Here is a 14483-nt window from a genome sequence, read left to right on the forward strand (position 1 = left end):
GCGGGCGGCGCGGTTACGACCGCCGCGGCGCCCGCCTTTGTGGACCTTTCAATCCAAGGTGAGGAAAAAACAATGAGAATACGATGGTCAGCATTCGCGGCCGCCTCGACAGTCGCCGGCGTCGTGCTGACAGCAGCGACCGCGACAGCCGCGCCGACCGACGTCTCCCCTGAGGTGTCGTACCGGACACAACTGACAACCGACCAATCGGTGGTCACGGTCCTGGAGAACGGGACCTTCGCGCTGTCGGAGGATGGCAGCGCGGTCTCGATCTCCAATAACGCGGGACGCGTCCTGGACTCGCTGCCATTGCGGGTCCGAATCGACGATCAAACGCTACCGGTCCGGCACCAGATCGCCGCCGACGGTCACACTCTCACGTTGACCCCGGACGTCGCCGCGATTCGACGCGACGAATTGAAACCCGTTGCGTCACCGGTCGAGAATCAGCTCGCGATGAACGACCTCATCAATGCTGTCAGCATCGGCACGTCGGTGGGAAGCCTGCTCGGCACGGCCGTCGGAGCGGTTCTCGGCGTGGGCGTCGGCGTCGCGCTCGCCGGCGCGTCCTGTCTGGTGCTGAGCCTGGGATGCGTTGTTGCCGTGCTGCCCATCGTCGCCCTCGCCGGCGGCGTCGGCGGGATGGCGGGCCTGGTCGTCGGCGGCGGTCCGACGGCGGCGATCGCGGTGTACCAGTACCTCACCACACTCAACGCCCCGCCCGGAACCAGCAAGTACGCACCGGACCTGCATGCTCATGCCGAATCTCCCTCCGCCACACCGGGAGCCACGCAATGATCGCGCGAAACGATGCGCACCCGGTCTCGCAGCGTGCGTGGCTAGGTGTCCTGACGGCCGTCGTCGCTACCGGGATCGCCGCACCGCCCGCAATCGCCGACGCACCGCCGTCGCCATCGGTGCACTACCGCATCGAGGTCGTGGGCGACCGTGTGATGACCACGGTCGACAACGCCCACTTCGCTGTCGCGGCGAGTCGTGACCAGGTCGAACTGCGCGACTCCACAGGTCAAGTGCTGGATTCGCTGCCGATGGCCTATTCGATCGACGGTGCGGTTCATCCTCTTGCGGAGTCGATCTCCGACGACGGGCGCACCCTGACGCTGCAACCCGATGTGAGCCATGTCGAGCTTGCGCCGCGAACCGTCGCATCACCGTTGGAGGACCAGCGCGCCCTGACCGAACTGGCCGACTCGCTCAGTCGCGGCCCGCTGCTCGGAACAGTGGTGGGGACCGTGGTCGGCGCCGTGGTCGGCGCTGCGATCGGCGCCGCATCGTGCCTCATCGTCGGGCCGGCCTGCGTCGCAACCATCCCAGCGGCCGCACTGGCTTTCGCCGCCGCGGGCGGGGTGGCCGGCACGCTGGCCGGCGGCGGCATCGCGCTGGCCGGCGGCCTGTGGAAGTACCTCTCGACACTCCAGGCGGCGCCCGGACAGAGTGCTTACGCCGACCGTGACGGGGTGGAAATGCCGGATGGCGTAGTCGTCCCCGACGCCAACCTGCGGCTGCCGAGCGGGTCGGCAAGCGGCATCCGCACCGGGTCGTCCTCCGGTTCGGCACGCTGATGACAGACGGCATCATCCCCGGCGAACCAATGCCGGGGATGATGCCGGTGCGTGGTGGACCGCAGGCGGTATAGCCACCGCATTTAGATCTTCGGGACGATTGCGGGATCCAGTCCGATCAGCGCGGGATGCGAGGTGGCGACATCATCTCTAGCGCACCGGAACTCACCCGCCTTTAGGTGAGTTCAGTAAGACCGGCGGGGGTGGTGAGCTCTTTCATGGCTCACCGCCCCGCGTCCTGGTTACGTCCGGCGCTGCCAGGCGAAGTCGCCATCAGATCCGAGCTCGTACCGTCGGACACGACCAGCGATCTCGTTCCACACAGCGCGAAGCCGCTTCGCCGATCTGCACATCGCCATTACCGGACGTTCCCGCACTCGAGTAATGCCCCGCCTCAGGACGTGGTCCGTTCGCCGGCCGGTTCACGAGCCGTGTGGGTGGTATGCGCGGATGAACGCGCGAACGCCGGCCGTGACGGTTTCTCGGATTTCTTCGTCAGGCAGAGGCCTTGCGCCGTAGAAGGTTTGGTTGTTGACATCGGTGATGGTCAGCAAGGTTAGATGAGCTGCGGCCGTGTTGGCGTCGTCGATGCGCAGCAAGCCGCGGTCGGCGATCTTGCGTAGGTATGGGGCGAGGCGTAGATGTGCGGTCTGTGGCCCGACTTCGATCCAGGCGCGCAGGATCGGGAGTGGAATGCGGTTCGCCTCGGCTTCGATGACACGGACGAGGGCGAAGTGGTCGGGGAATTCGGTGACCGCAGCAATGCGGTCGAGGGAGAAGTCGATCAGATCCTGTTCCAGGTCGACGATCTTGCGCAGGTGGCGGTCCATGATCTGCGCGATGGTCGCGGTGACATCGTTGGCGCCCTCGAGTGCGACGTCGAGAAACAGCCGCTCCTTGTCCGTGAAGTGGTTGTAGATGGTGCGCTTGGATACCGCCGCTTCGGCAGCGATCGCTTCCATGCTGGCCCGTGTATAGCCCTCGTTGCCGAACACTTTCCGAGCCGCTCGCAGGATGGCCTGCCGCTTGTCGGGCCTACCGCGGCGCTGCGGCCGAAGCTCGTTCATTCATATTCCTTTCCGTCGCCCTCGTCGTCGCAGTTCAAGTGCGCGGCCGCAGCTTCCCGGCCAGTGCCGCCAACAGATCGCGGAGCAGCTCGGTCGTCCGGGGATCGGTCAATGCACCGCCCCCGGTAAACCGGGTATCCGATCGAAACACCGCGACGTCGGGTTTCGCTACGACATCAGCACCGACCGAAGCGAGGACCTGACGCAGGGCCTGCTGAGCCCGGATCGACCCGAACTGGCCCGGTGATGCACCGGCAATCGCGATTGGCTTGTCCAGCAACAGAGCACCGGAGGCGGTACTGATCCAGTCGATGGCGTTCTTCAATGCCGCAGGAATCGAGGAGTTGTGTTCGGGGGTCGCGATCAACAACGCATCCGCCGCGGCTACGCGTTCCCGGAGCGCGATGACCGGGCCCGGCGCAGGATCGGTGTCCAGGTCTTGGTTGTACAGCGGGAGCCGGCCTAGCTGGGTTTCGGGCCGGATCGCGAACATGCCGCAGTCGATGCGGGCAGCCGCACGCAACAACGCCGTGTTGTAGGAACCCGCCCGCAAGCTCCCGGAAATGGCAAGGACCTCGAGCTGTTTCGTCATGTCAGCCTCCATCGTCATCGACCATTAAAGTAAACCACACAGTGCATCTATTGCACTACGTGGTTTACATTGATAGGTGTGACCACCTCCCTTACTCGGACTGCACCGTTACCGATCCTTCTGCTTGTGGCGCTTGCGACACCGACAGCGCTCAGCGCCAACAGCGCCACCACGGTGACCGCCTACCTCGCCGACGACCTGGGCGTGAACGTGTCGGCCGCCACCTGGGTCGGCACTGCCTTCGGATGGGGGGTCCTCATCGGCACGCCCCTGACCACATCGTTGCTACAGACCCGTGGCCTGCGCACAGCCATCGCGATCAATACCGCACTCGTCCTGCTCGGGGCAGCGCTGGTTGCCGCCGCTCCAGCGCTGCCTGTCCTGCTGGTCGGGCGGTCGATAGGCGCCGCTGGTAGTGGCGGGCTGGTCACCATCGCGATCAGCATTGCCGGCACGACCCGGCGCACCGGAGCGATTACCGCGAGCGTCGGCCTCGTCGGCGCCTTCGGCCCCCTGACGGGCTCTGTTCTGTCGGCGCTGTCGTGGCGGCTTCCGCTCATCCTGGCCGCGGTAGCGACGCTGGCCGTGCCATCACTGTTGCGACGCCTGCCGCGCACCCAAATCTCCGAGGCGCTACCCCGTGATCATCTCGGTATCGCGCTCGTTCTCGGGTTCGTCACCGCGGTCGTGCTCATCCCGCGAGCACCACTGACGGCGATCGGCACCACGACCGCCCTTGCCATCGCCCTGGCCGTCCATATCGTCCGCAACGGCAACGGGTTCGTCCCCCAGGCGGTCCTACGTTCCCGACGGTGGATCACCGGCAGCTTCGCCGCGTGCACGCTGTCGACGGTGTACTTCGTTCTGCTGTACACCATTCCGCACCTACTGCGCACCCAATGGTCACCGGACCGGATCGGTCTCACGACCCTGCTCACCCTCACTTGCGGCGCAGCCTTGGCGCTGCTGTTCACACGATTCGCCCAGCAACTACCGGCCGCCACGGTAGGCATCGGCCTACCCGCGGTTGCGGCTGTCGCCGCAGCGCTGCCGATATCCATCGCGACTCCGGCCGTCTACGCGTGCTCGACAGCCCTCGCAGTCTTCGCATCCAGCGCTGGAATGGCCTGGTATGCAACCCGCATCACCGAAGCCACGCCACCACTGCACCACCGAACTGCTCTCAGCCTCTACACCCTTGCCTACCAGCTAGGCGGAGCAATCGGACCCGCCATCGCTACCGTGCTGCTCACCTAGTACTGCAACGACACATACGTGAGTTGGTGCTGGTAAATCTGGTGTGTGGTGTTGGATCAGGTTGTGGCGGAGTTGGATTCGTTCTCTGCTACGGATCACACTCGGCCCGGCTGATCGACCTGGTCTGGACCGCCGGATCCCGCTGGCACTTCGAAGAAGCATTCCTCAGGCCAAGAACGAGGCCGGGCTCGATCACTACCAGGTCCGCACCTGGCGCGCCTGGTATGCCCACATCACCTTGTCCATGCTCGCCCCGGCCCGGCCGGCCGCATCGAAAACCCTTGCCGCAAAGGGGTACTCGCCGACACAGGCGAAGACATGATCGCTCTGACGCTACCGGAAGTCCGTCGCCTGCTCATCGCCTTCGTGCTCACCCGCCACCACCGTGCCGACCACATCTGGGCATGGTCGAGATGGCGACGGCGCCGACAACACCAAGCCCGCCCATCCCACCACCGACGCCGCGGCCACCCACTCACCTGAGTGTCGTTGCAGTACTAACCCCGAACATCGCCGCGGTGCACCACGAGTGGTTCCCGAGCGCTGGGTTTGTCTGTCTTGATCGATGCCAGTGACGTCGGAGGCGCGGCGCGGGGCCGGGAGTGTGTGCGAATCTCCGGTTACGCGACTCCTCCCCTGGGCCAGAGGGTTTCGCGAAATCCGATGCGGACCTCGCTCGGGTCGAGGCAGGGCCAGTGGTGCCCTATTCCGGATGATGGCCTCGGACATTGCGTTACGGCAAACGAATCCATGGCCGATGTAACTGTTTCGCCAGAAAACAAGAACGCCAGCAATTTCTGGGTACAAGTCGTGCAAGCCGGGCCGGACCCGGAGGCACGAAAATGAATGAAGTACGACCATGCGTAGAGCAACGGCGCTCTTCGCCGCATTACTGTTGGCCATCCTCCTTTCCATCACATACGCGACGATCCCGCACGCGCACGCCGATGACTGTACTGGCGACTGGGCCATCGGCATCGGCGGTCTCGGGGACAACACCTCGTCGGTGTTCATCCCATTTGTGAATCAGCCTGTCGGATACAACTCCGCCGACCCGATGTCGGGGTTGAACGAACTCGACCGGCTGTTCTGGGTGCATCGCAGCCAATGCCCGGGCGACCACATCAGATTGATCGGGCACAGCGAGGGCGCGGGTATCGCCCACGCCTGGGTCACCGCACACCAGGATGTCGGCAATGCCAATGCCATTCTTCTGTCGGATCCCAAGCGAGCCGCCGGGCCCGGATGGGCCGGATTGTCGTCGACACCCGGGAGCGGGATCATCGGTTATCCACTGGCCGGTGTCGACGATTGGTTCGGCGATTTCCCGGTGTTGACCGTGTGCAACCACGACGACCAGATCTGCGATACCTCGGCTGGTTGGTGGGGTTACCTCTTCGGAGGTGCACATGGTCGCTACGATTTCAACGTCTGGGACTACGGTGACTGGGATTCCGGTGTCTGGTACCGGTAGCCAGTGATTCATGGGGATCAGTAGCCATGCGGCACTGGTCCCCATTGGCTGAACCCGTGCCCCATCGAGGTACACACTGCCGCACCTTGAAAGGTGATCTGGCAGTTCGCTCCGGCATAGGTGACCGAATACTGTGGATCGTGGTAGTTCTCGGGTGTAAGGCGCGGCAATAATGGATTTCCGCCCGGCAGCGTGTGACTGCGGTTGGCGTTCCACTGCGGATGCGCCGGCCACGTAACCGAATCGATGATGATGGCAGACACATTCGGCAACGACATCTGCATTCCGGCATACAGCACGTCCATAGACGAAGCCGGGACTGCGAGGTCGCATCCCACCACGCCATCCGCACCGATCGAGCAGTTCCAATCGCCCAAAGCGAAATACTCTGTGTCACCGACCAGTACCGGGCCGGGCGCATCGTCGGCGTGCCCGGTGCCCACCCCGAACAGGCATGCAACCATCCCGAGAATTACCCCGCAAACCCTTGCGGCGGCAACCTTCACAGCCCTGGACACGGAATCTCCCTCGATGAATAGCGAGATTTTGGTCTAGTTGACCATAGAGAAAAACTATCACGATACGGCACAATCGCAAAAGATCTGTCGAGGGGGCTTTCACAGAAAATCGACCGCCGTTTCAGCACATCGACCCCGAAATCAGCGACAGGGCAGCAGATTCGCTTTGCACGGCGAAAGATCCCCGCCCGGATCGGGGATTCGGGCGGAACTTTCCTGTCCCCAGAGGCGCAAGAAGCAAGCCCGCGGCAAGGCCCGAGACCAACAGGCGTTATCGGCCTCCCAGGTCCGCGCGTGGGCTCACGGTGAAGCGATTCCCTATGCGCCCGCCTACACGAGATCACCGAGGTCCCGCTTGCTACGTTGCCGCCAGGCCGACCGGATTGATCCCGACCCAGCATCCGAAAGGGACAGTCACGCCAACTGATCGGCCGGTGTCCCGTTTTCAGGGATTCGTGGCCCAAGAAGTGGGGCCGCCGCCCGCCCATACCGCGAAGACTGGAGCGCGTGCTCGCGCTGCGCGCACATCGGCGCGACGAAAGGAAGGCGACCCATGGCGGGCAATCCGCACGGCATCTCGCTGGAGCCCGCGGCCCGGGCATTCGCGGACGCAACTTCGGAGCCGCCCTCCCTACACCAGATGGCACCGGAGACGGGCCGCAAAACCATTGCCGGCGTGCAGGATTCGCCGATCTTCAAACCGGTGGTCGACCACACCAACGCGGCCGAAGCCGCGGTCGCACCAACGGTCGGCGTCCTGGCCCAGGCCCCGCGAGACTGATACGTTTCGCATGGATCGTGACGCATTGACGGTGGTGCCCGAAGCTGCCGCAGCACCGACTCTTCGACCAGCTGCCCGAGCGAACGCGTTCCGGGCCCTGCGGTCGAAACCGTTCCGCTGGTATTTTGCGGGCCAGATCGCTTCTGCCAGTGGAACATTCGTGCAGGCGACCGCGATCGGCTGGCTGGTGCTGCAGTTGACCGGCTCACCGGCCTCGCTGGGCATGGTGCTGGCAGCGGGCGGGGTGCCGTCGCTGCTACTCGGACCGTGGGGCGGAGTGGTCGCCGATCGGGTCGATCTGCGCCGGTTGCTGATCGGCACCCAGATCACCTACGGACTGCTGGCGGCGTTGCTGTGGGTGGCCGCGGTGACCGGGCGGCCCGGTGTGCCGCTGGTCATCGCGGTAACCGTGGCGGGCGGGTTGGTGCAGATCGTCGACTCCCCTGCGCGCCAGGCCTTCGTCGCGCAGCTCGTCCCGCCCGCGGATCTCGCCAGCGCGGCCAGCGTCAACGGTGTCGTGATGAACAGCGCCCGCGTCGTCGGGCCCGCGGTCGCCGGGGTGCTGATCGCATCGGTCGGGACCACGCCGTGTTTCGCACTGAACGGGATCTCCTACCTCGCCGTTGTCGCAGCGCTGCTGGCGATCCGGCCGCTCGCGGCCACCGCGGCGGCCCCCGGGAAAACAGGCGGGGTGGTGTCCGCACTGCGTTACGCCCGTACCCGTCAACAACTTTGGCTGCCACTGACAATGATGGCCCTCGTCGGCCTGCTGGCCTTCAATTTTCCAGTCATACTCCCGGTTTTCGCCGAGCGTACATTTCACGGCACCGGCGGCACCTACGGGTTGATGTCGACAATGCTCAGCATCGGATCGGTCGCCGGATCACTCGCCGTCGGCCTGATCCGCCACCCGCGCCGAACATACCTGGTCGCAACGTCAGCAACCTTCGCCGCCGCCCTCACCGTCACCGCAGCCGCACCGAACCTGCCGACCGCCTGCGCGGCACTGGCACTGACCGGCTTCACCGCGTTCAGCTTCGTCACCATGGCATCGACTGCGCTGCAATTACATTCGGACCCCAGCTACCGAGGCCGGATCATGGCCCTGTGGGTCTTCGTCTATCTCGGCACAACCCCCATCGGCAGCGTCATTTCCGGCTGGATCACCGACTCGTCAGGCCCACGCGCCGCCCTGCTGGTCGGCGCGGCCGCTTGCTTGGTAGCCACCGGCGTCGCAGCTCGGGTACACACACCACCCAACCCCGACGCCGCCGTCTAGTGCGGCCGAGATGAGCTCGAACACGTTGTCACCGCGAACGCCATAGCCGATTGCTGCGCATACACAGGGGCCCGGCAGCGCTATTTCAGATCCACGTGTTCGACGATGTCGCGCAGAAAGCTCTTCAGCATTTCGGCGGCGTTCGAATACAGTTCGCTCATCATGCTGCTCGGGCCGACCGCAAGACGATCGACCCGAGCGCCCTACCCGGTCGGTCGACCGGACCGGCTATCGCTTTTCGGCGGCGACCGGTTGCGGCATCATTGCCTGCCACAGCGGGGTCGCCTCGCCGCGGGTGGCCGTGCTGAACTCTTCCCAATACCAGTCCTGACCGAGGAGTTGCTTGACGCGTGGGATTGCCTCGCCGTCGGGACCGCTGTAGTAACGGACCTTACCGGTCTTGCCGTCGGTGACCATGCGGAAGATGACGTCGGCGGTAATGGCCGGGTCGGAGCGGACCAGGTTCAGCGACGCGAACCGGCTCATCGAATCGAGGTATTCGTCCGGGACTTCCTGGGCTCGGTCGACCTTGTCGAAGATCCGCGTATTCATGCTGCCGGGCAGCAGAGCCTTGACCACGACACCGAATTCGGAAAGTTCGGTGTGCAATCCCTCGCTCAGTGATACGACCGCGGCCTTGGACGCCTCATAAACGGAGGTGTACGGATATCCCTGGTCGGCGCTGATCGAGCCGACATTGACGATGACGCCGGATCCCTGCTTGCGCAGGATGGGGATGAACGCCTTGTTCAGGGCGATGAGCCCGAAGACGTTGGTTTGGAACTGTCGGTGCACCTGGTCCATCGTCGTGGCCTCCAATGGACCGGCCTGGTAGTAGCCGGCGTTGTTGACCACGGCGTCGATGCGGCCGAATCGAGCGAGCGCGAGCTCTCCGAACGCCAGGTCGGCGTCTTCGTCGTTCACGTCGAGCAGCAGGGTCGCGACGTTGTCGATTCCCTTGTGCACGTTCAGGTCCGAGTGTTTGCGGACCGTCGCCACAACATTCCATCCGGCCGCGGCGAAACGTTCGACGCTCAGCCGTCCGAAGCCGCTCGAGGTTCCGGTGATCACGATGGTGCGGTTGGACATCGTCACTCCTTCGTAGTCGGTGATGAGGCGGTCGGAGGAAGCGAGCCTCCGAATCACTTAGTTAGTACAACACCGTTTCGTTAATAGCGCAACAGTGTTGCGCTATCGTGTGGGTCATGAGCCCGACCTCTCCCCTGCGCGCTCGCAGCGCCGCCGCCAAACAGCAACGCGAACAGGCGATTCTCGACGCTGCGCGAAGACTGGGCAGCGAGCACAGCGTGCGAGAGGTCACTCTCACCGATATCGCCGCGGCCGTCGGCATGCACAAATCCGCCATGCTGCGCTACTTCGAGACCCGCGAGCAGATCTTCCTGGCGCTCACCGCCGAAGGCTGGCGGGAGTGGTCGGGCGCGGTCCGGACCGAACTGGCCGACCTCAGCGACCCGAGCCCCGGAACGATCGCATCCACACTCGCCCAATCCCTCGTGGCACGGCCGCTGTTCTGCGACCTGCTCGCCCAGGCGCCGATGAACCTGGAACGCAACGTCTCACTCGAAGCCGCCTACACATTCAAGACCGACGTCCTGGCTGAAGTCGCTTCGCTGACAACCACATTGGGACAGCTACTCGGCATCAGTGAACTTGCGGCCATCGACGTCGTCTCCACGGCAACCAGCATGGCCGGAGCGCTGTGGCAGATGGCCGCGCCCGGCACCGGATTGCGCGCGCTCTACGAATCCCGCCCCGAACTCGCGCACGCCGTGGTCGATGTCGAACCGAAGCTCACCCGCATCCTCACCGCACTGCTGACCGGCATGCACGCGGGCCGGGACTACCTCGACGGCTGATGGCCTTGCCGCGATCGGGTGCTGCCGCTCGCCACGAACTCGACAGGTTGGCGCGCCGATCGAGCTGACAATCGAGGGCATCTGCACCGGGGCGGACTGTTCGACGGCCTCACCTGAACGTGTGGTGCCGCTGCCGCGGCGGATCGGGCAGGCTGTCGATTCTCCGGGGCCGCACGGCTCGGATCGGGTAATGCTGGTGACAAGGAGCGCTTTCCATGACCAAGAGCGACGAATCGGTAATGACCGTGGAGCAGGCACGAAAGATCTCCGCCCCGCTCTACGCGGCGTTGAACAGGCCGGCAGAGAAGGACGTCGCAGCGCTGTTGGCCGAGGCCTGCAACGACGACTACCGGTCGTACCACACGAACCAGGATTTCCTGACCCGCGACCAACTGGCCGAGGTGTTCGAGGCCATGGGGAAGACCGTGCCAGATCTGACATGGGAGGTCGTCGCCATTCACGTGGTCGACGATCTGATGGTCGTGCGCGGCGAGGCGACCGGTACGCCGGTGGCCGAGTTCTGGGGGGCTGCCCCCACCGGCAAGTCCTTCCGGACGATGGCCATCGACGTGTTCACCGTCCGCGACGGAAAGCTCGCCACGGGCTACCACATCGAGAATTGGGCGACGGCGCTCGAGCAGTTGCGCGCCTCGTAGGCGGCTTTTCGGCCGCCAGGACGATGAGCTCGGTGACGGCGGCCGCGGCGACCGACTCGATGCGCCCGGGTTCGCGGCTACAGTCCCGCGAGGCCGATGAACTCGTGCACCGAGCGGATGCAAGCGGAGCCGTCGCCGACGGCCGCGGCGATGCGCTTCATCGATCCGGCGCGCACGTCGCCGACCGCGAAGATCCCCGGCACGCTCGTCTCGAACGGCAACGGACCACGACCGAGCTTGTCCCACATGTCGTCTGCTGTGTCGGGGCCCAGTGCGACATCCGTGAGCACGAATCTGTGGGAGTCGAGGCGGATATCCGACAGCCAGGAGGTTTCCGGGTCGGCTCCGATGAAGCAGAACAGACCGGCACACGGGAGCCGGTGCTGTTCCGGCGAATCCTCGCCGGACACGGCGATCGCTTCCAATCGATCACCGCCGTGCAGAGCGATGACCTCGGTTTCGAGCCGGACATCGATCGCGGGGTCGGCCTCGACGCGGTGGGCCAGATAGCTCGACATCCCGGCGTACAGATCCCCCGACCGGACCACGAGGGTGACGGCGCAACCTCGGCCGGCCAGGAACAGAGCGGCTTGTCCGGCCGAGTTCGCACCGCCGATCACCGCCACGGGCAGACAGGAACAGGTGCGGGCCTCGATTTCGGTGGCCGCGTAGTAGATTCCACGCCCCTCGAACTCCGTCCAGCGGGGCAGCTCCAGCGACCGGTACCGCACCCCGCCGGCGAGAATGACCGCCCGCGAGGATGCGACGGCGCCGTCGGATAGCGTCACCTCGAACAGCGCGCCGACGCGCCGCACCGAGACCACAGCGCACGGACTGTTCAGGCGCGCACCGAATTTCTGCGCCTGCACCATCGCGCGGCCGGTGAGTTCCGCGCCGCTGATGCCGTGCTCGAACCCGAGATAGTTCTCGATGCGGGAGCTGGCACTGGCCTGACCACCGACTCCGACCGCATCGAACACTACCGTCCGCAACCCTTCGGAGGCGCCGTAGACCGCCGCGGCCAGACCTGCGGGCCCGGCACCGACGATGATCAGATCCGTTGCGGCCGAGTCCGATTCGTATTCGGCCGAATACGCGAGGCCGAGGGCTTCGGAGACCAGTGCCGGGTTCGCGTCGGTGATGACCCCCGATGGCGTCAGCGCCGCAGGTAGCCGCTCCACGGCGATGCCGGCCGCCCGCGCGAGCGCCGCGCCGGCGGCACTATCGATATCGAACCAGGTGTAGGCGATGCGTGCGTGCGCCGCCCAGGAGCGCAGCGCCAGCGACTCACGTGACAGCGCGCTGCCGAGCATGCGCACGCTGAGCGCGCCGGCGCCGGACTGGAGCTCGCTGCGGCGGGCGAGGAAGGCTGTGAGGATGAGGTCGGATAGCTCGGTGTCCTTGTCCATCAGGCGGCGGAACGCGGCCGGGTTGATCCGGATGATCGAGCCCGCCTCGGTGGCGCGTGCGGTCAGATACACCGACTGCCCGGTGAGCAGGTTCAGCTCGCCCAGGAACTGACCCGGTGTGCACGAGACCACCACCGCTTCGGGAAGATCCGCGGTCGCCTCCCTGACGATCTGCACCGATGCGGTGGTGAGCACGATGAAGTCGTAGGCCACCTGGCCGGTCCCGTACAGCACATCGCCCCGGTGCACGACCTCTGCTTCCCCGTATCCCCGCAACCGCTCGAGCTGGTCGCCGGACAGCACGGGGAAGCCCTCCCCTTCGGGGTCACGCGCAGGCTCGGCCGGGTTCACGAGGCGGACCGCTCGTTGTCGCCGAGGAATCCGCTGATATCGGCGGCGAATTCGCGGGCATACTGGAACAGGAATCCGTGCGCGGCGTCCGGGTAGATCTTGGGGGCGCGCAGCACACTGCTGGGGGCGGTCCCGTAGCCGAGCTCGGACGAGGTCATGTTGCTTCCCTTCGTGGGACTCCCGGTCAGCGGGGTCATCGCCGACCGGTCCGACCAGGCTGTCATTCTCCGGCGCGGAGATCTCTCACCTATTCGCGTGACGGCAAGGTGTTGCGAGTATTCGCGAGCTGGACCCGGAATTGGCTGCCGACAGGCCGAGCCAGCGGACACCGCCCTTTCGCCGAGGCCGCCGCCAGATATCCATCCTGCTCCGCTCATCGCGGCCGCACATCACAAATTCGTGCGATCCGGCCGAGTTCCTCACCTGTTTGCGGTAGGGACGCCCCGGTCGCCCCGCTGGATCATGGAATCGACGATCCGCGGTCCAGTACACGGATCGTCGGACGGTCCCACGCGTGGCTGGACCGAGGAGGACTGCATGCACGACGCATACGCCAGGGATGCCCCCGCGGGGTCGGCTGATGGCGCGTCGCAGCCCGCCGAGCCCGGGCCGCGGCTGGGTTGGCAGCGCAGTGGCCACGGAGCGCATTCGACTGTGTTCCTGCACGGCTGGCCGCAAACGTCCTATGCGTGGCGTCGAGTGCTTCCGCTCCTCGACGAGGTCTGTTCCGCGGTCGCGCTGGATCTGCCGGGAGTGGGCCGGTCCGCACCCCAGCCACACGCGTTCGACAAGGTGACAATGGCGGCGAATGTACGTGCCGCACTGGATGATCTGGGACTGGGACAGGTCTTCCTGGTGGGCCACGACATGGGTGCGCTGGTCGGTTACGCCTATGCGCGACGGTATCCCGCCGCCGTCCGGGGATTCGTCAGCGTCGACACGGCACTGCCCGGTATCGCCGGCTGGGAGGACGTCACACGCTCGCTGGCCTACTGGCATCTCGGATTCCACAGCGACAGCGCCCGCGGCCGCTTCACTGCCGAGAAGCTGATCCAGGGCAATCAGCGCGAATACTTCCGCCGATTCATCGACCGCTTCGCCGCGCACCCGAACGCTGTCGACGACACCGATATCGCCACCTACGTATCGGGCTATCGGGACACGAACCGACTTACCGCTGGGTTCAAGATGTTTCGCGCGCTGCCGCTCGACATCGCCGACAACGAGCGCGCCACCGAGCAGCTCGACGTGCCGATCTTGCTCGCGTTCAGCGAGTTCTCACACGCCACTCTCGCAGACACCGTCGCGCAGGGCCTGCGCGACGTCGGAGTCGCCGACGTGCGCACCACCGAGATCCCCGACGCTGGGCATTGGCCGGCCGAGGAACAACCGGCGGCACTGGCCCGCGCCATCGTCGAATTCGTCGAATCGATCCAACCCCATCGATGAAAGGATGCCGATCTGGTCTTCGAACAGCTGGTGTGCCATTTGGTACAGCCCAGCGGTGCTGTGTCCCGAGTAGACCTGACCTCGGCGTTCGCGGAGACGGCGGTCACTGTGCGGAAGACAATCACGATGTCGTTCTTCGTCCACTCGAGACAAGAGCGCGCGTTCGCTACCGGCCTACCCTTTAGCTACC

General features: G+C 65.4%; 15 protein-coding genes and 1 pseudogene. 10 read left to right on the forward strand and 6 right to left on the reverse strand.

The window, feature by feature from the left end; translation table 11 throughout:
• The first annotated feature begins 72 nt into the window (after positions 1–72).
• Positions 73–798 carry a hypothetical protein gene (locus tag ABZ293_RS18665; protein ID WP_355182107.1) on the forward strand — a complete coding sequence of 242 codons (726 nt, stop codon included), beginning with the start codon at positions 73–75 and terminating at the stop codon, positions 796–798.
• A complete protein-coding gene (locus ABZ293_RS18670; protein WP_355182109.1) occupies positions 795–1583 on the forward strand; it encodes a hypothetical protein in 789 nt (262 codons plus the stop codon). The genes ABZ293_RS18665 and ABZ293_RS18670 overlap by 4 nt, the downstream gene beginning before the upstream one ends.
• A gap of 422 nt (positions 1584–2005) precedes the next feature.
• Here the strand turns inward: ABZ293_RS18670 and ABZ293_RS18675 are convergent, their stop codons facing one another.
• Together ABZ293_RS18675 and ABZ293_RS18680 are read right to left on the reverse strand one after the other, a co-directional pair.
• Positions 2006–2650: a TetR/AcrR family transcriptional regulator gene (locus ABZ293_RS18675; protein ID WP_355182111.1), complete on the reverse strand. Its 645-nt coding sequence runs from the start codon at positions 2648–2650 to the stop codon at positions 2006–2008.
• Positions 2651–2684: 34 nt separating this feature from the next.
• Positions 2685–3242, reverse strand: a complete 558-nt coding sequence (locus tag ABZ293_RS18680) for an NADPH-dependent FMN reductase (RefSeq protein ID WP_355182113.1) — start codon at positions 3240–3242, stop codon at positions 2685–2687.
• A 126-nt stretch (positions 3243–3368) separates the two neighbouring features.
• Between ABZ293_RS18680 and ABZ293_RS18685 the strand changes: the two genes are divergently transcribed.
• The 3 genes and pseudogenes from ABZ293_RS18685 (at position 3369) to ABZ293_RS18695 (ending at position 5973) form a co-directional block, all read left to right on the forward strand.
• Positions 3369–4499, forward strand: coding sequence for an MFS transporter (locus ABZ293_RS18685; RefSeq protein WP_355182115.1), 1131 nt, complete (start codon positions 3369–3371; stop codon positions 4497–4499).
• A 119-nt stretch (positions 4500–4618) separates the two neighbouring features.
• Positions 4619–4821, forward strand: a pseudogene (locus ABZ293_RS18690) (IS701 family transposase); the annotation flags it as partial.
• 537 nt (positions 4822–5358) lie between these two features.
• Positions 5359–5973 carry a hypothetical protein gene (locus tag ABZ293_RS18695; RefSeq protein WP_355182117.1) on the forward strand — a complete coding sequence of 205 codons (615 nt, stop codon included), beginning with the start codon at positions 5359–5361 and terminating at the stop codon, positions 5971–5973.
• A gap of 17 nt (positions 5974–5990) precedes the next feature.
• Here the strand turns inward: ABZ293_RS18695 and ABZ293_RS18700 are convergent, their stop codons facing one another.
• Positions 5991–6491: a hypothetical protein gene (locus tag ABZ293_RS18700; protein WP_355182119.1), complete on the reverse strand. Its 501-nt coding sequence runs from the start codon at positions 6489–6491 to the stop codon at positions 5991–5993.
• A gap of 553 nt (positions 6492–7044) precedes the next feature.
• On the opposite strand from ABZ293_RS18700, the gene ABZ293_RS18705 reads away from it, so the two are divergent.
• Both ABZ293_RS18705 and ABZ293_RS18710 read left to right on the forward strand, forming a co-directional pair.
• Positions 7045–7272, forward strand: a complete 228-nt coding sequence (locus tag ABZ293_RS18705; RefSeq protein WP_355182121.1) for a hypothetical protein — start codon at positions 7045–7047, stop codon at positions 7270–7272.
• 10 nt (positions 7273–7282) lie between these two features.
• Entirely contained in the window at positions 7283–8551 is a 1269-nt protein-coding gene (locus ABZ293_RS18710; protein ID WP_355182123.1) for an MFS transporter, read from the forward strand.
• A 228-nt stretch (positions 8552–8779) separates the two neighbouring features.
• Here the strand turns inward: ABZ293_RS18710 and ABZ293_RS18715 are convergent, their stop codons facing one another.
• Positions 8780–9640 carry an SDR family oxidoreductase gene (locus tag ABZ293_RS18715; RefSeq protein ID WP_355182125.1) on the reverse strand — a complete coding sequence of 287 codons (861 nt, stop codon included), beginning with the start codon at positions 9638–9640 and terminating at the stop codon, positions 8780–8782.
• 116 nt (positions 9641–9756) lie between these two features.
• Here ABZ293_RS18715 and ABZ293_RS18720 point away from each other — a divergent pair, with 116 nt between their 5' ends.
• A complete protein-coding gene (locus tag ABZ293_RS18720) occupies positions 9757–10428 on the forward strand; it encodes a TetR family transcriptional regulator (RefSeq protein ID WP_355182127.1) in 672 nt (223 codons plus the stop codon).
• 215 nt (positions 10429–10643) lie between these two features.
• Positions 10644–11084, forward strand: coding sequence for an ester cyclase (locus ABZ293_RS18725; RefSeq protein WP_355182129.1), 441 nt, complete (start codon positions 10644–10646; stop codon positions 11082–11084).
• Positions 11085–11161: 77 nt separating this feature from the next.
• Here the strand turns inward: ABZ293_RS18725 and ABZ293_RS18730 are convergent, their stop codons facing one another.
• On the reverse strand, positions 11162–12844 hold the full coding sequence (locus ABZ293_RS18730) for an FAD-dependent oxidoreductase (protein ID WP_355182131.1): 1683 nt from the start codon (positions 12842–12844) through the stop codon (positions 11162–11164).
• Complete coding sequence (locus ABZ293_RS18735; protein ID WP_355182133.1) at positions 12841–13002, reverse strand: hypothetical protein; 162 nt, start codon at positions 13000–13002, stop codon at positions 12841–12843. Before ABZ293_RS18735 ends, ABZ293_RS18730 begins: the two co-directional genes overlap by 4 nt.
• 379 nt (positions 13003–13381) lie before the next feature.
• Between ABZ293_RS18735 and ABZ293_RS18740 the strand changes: the two genes are divergently transcribed.
• Positions 13382–14293, forward strand: a complete 912-nt coding sequence (locus ABZ293_RS18740; RefSeq protein WP_355182135.1) for an alpha/beta hydrolase — start codon at positions 13382–13384, stop codon at positions 14291–14293.
• Positions 14294–14483: the final 190 nt, after the last annotated feature.

The sequence above is a fragment of the Nocardia sp. NPDC005998 genome (assembly GCF_040614395.1).
Lineage (GTDB): Bacteria > Actinomycetota > Actinomycetes > Mycobacteriales > Mycobacteriaceae > Nocardia.

What these genes read in the sequence shown, in the direction of transcription:
- ABZ293_RS18680 (WP_355182113.1), bottom strand. Translation starts at nt 3,242, where the DNA reads ATGACGAAACAGCTCGAGGTCCTTGCCATTTCCGGGAGCTTGCGGGCG.
- ABZ293_RS18715 (WP_355182125.1), bottom strand. Translation starts at nt 9,640, where the DNA reads ATGTCCAACCGCACCATCGTGATCACCGGAACCTCGAGCGGCTTCGGA.
- ABZ293_RS18740 (WP_355182135.1), top strand. Translation starts at nt 13,382, where the DNA reads ATGCACGACGCATACGCCAGGGATGCCCCCGCGGGGTCGGCTGATGGC.
- ABZ293_RS18725 (WP_355182129.1), top strand. Translation starts at nt 10,644, where the DNA reads ATGACCAAGAGCGACGAATCGGTAATGACCGTGGAGCAGGCACGAAAG.
- ABZ293_RS18670 (WP_355182109.1), top strand. Translation starts at nt 795, where the DNA reads ATGATCGCGCGAAACGATGCGCACCCGGTCTCGCAGCGTGCGTGGCTA.
- ABZ293_RS18665 (WP_355182107.1), top strand. Translation starts at nt 73, where the DNA reads ATGAGAATACGATGGTCAGCATTCGCGGCCGCCTCGACAGTCGCCGGC.
- ABZ293_RS18710 (WP_355182123.1), top strand. Translation starts at nt 7,283, where the DNA reads ATGGATCGTGACGCATTGACGGTGGTGCCCGAAGCTGCCGCAGCACCG.
- ABZ293_RS18720 (WP_355182127.1), top strand. Translation starts at nt 9,757, where the DNA reads ATGAGCCCGACCTCTCCCCTGCGCGCTCGCAGCGCCGCCGCCAAACAG.
- ABZ293_RS18695 (WP_355182117.1), top strand. Translation starts at nt 5,359, where the DNA reads ATGCGTAGAGCAACGGCGCTCTTCGCCGCATTACTGTTGGCCATCCTC.
- ABZ293_RS18675 (WP_355182111.1), bottom strand. Translation starts at nt 2,650, where the DNA reads ATGAACGAGCTTCGGCCGCAGCGCCGCGGTAGGCCCGACAAGCGGCAG.
- ABZ293_RS18735 (WP_355182133.1), bottom strand. Translation starts at nt 13,002, where the DNA reads ATGACCTCGTCCGAGCTCGGCTACGGGACCGCCCCCAGCAGTGTGCTG.
- ABZ293_RS18705 (WP_355182121.1), top strand. Translation starts at nt 7,045, where the DNA reads ATGGCGGGCAATCCGCACGGCATCTCGCTGGAGCCCGCGGCCCGGGCA.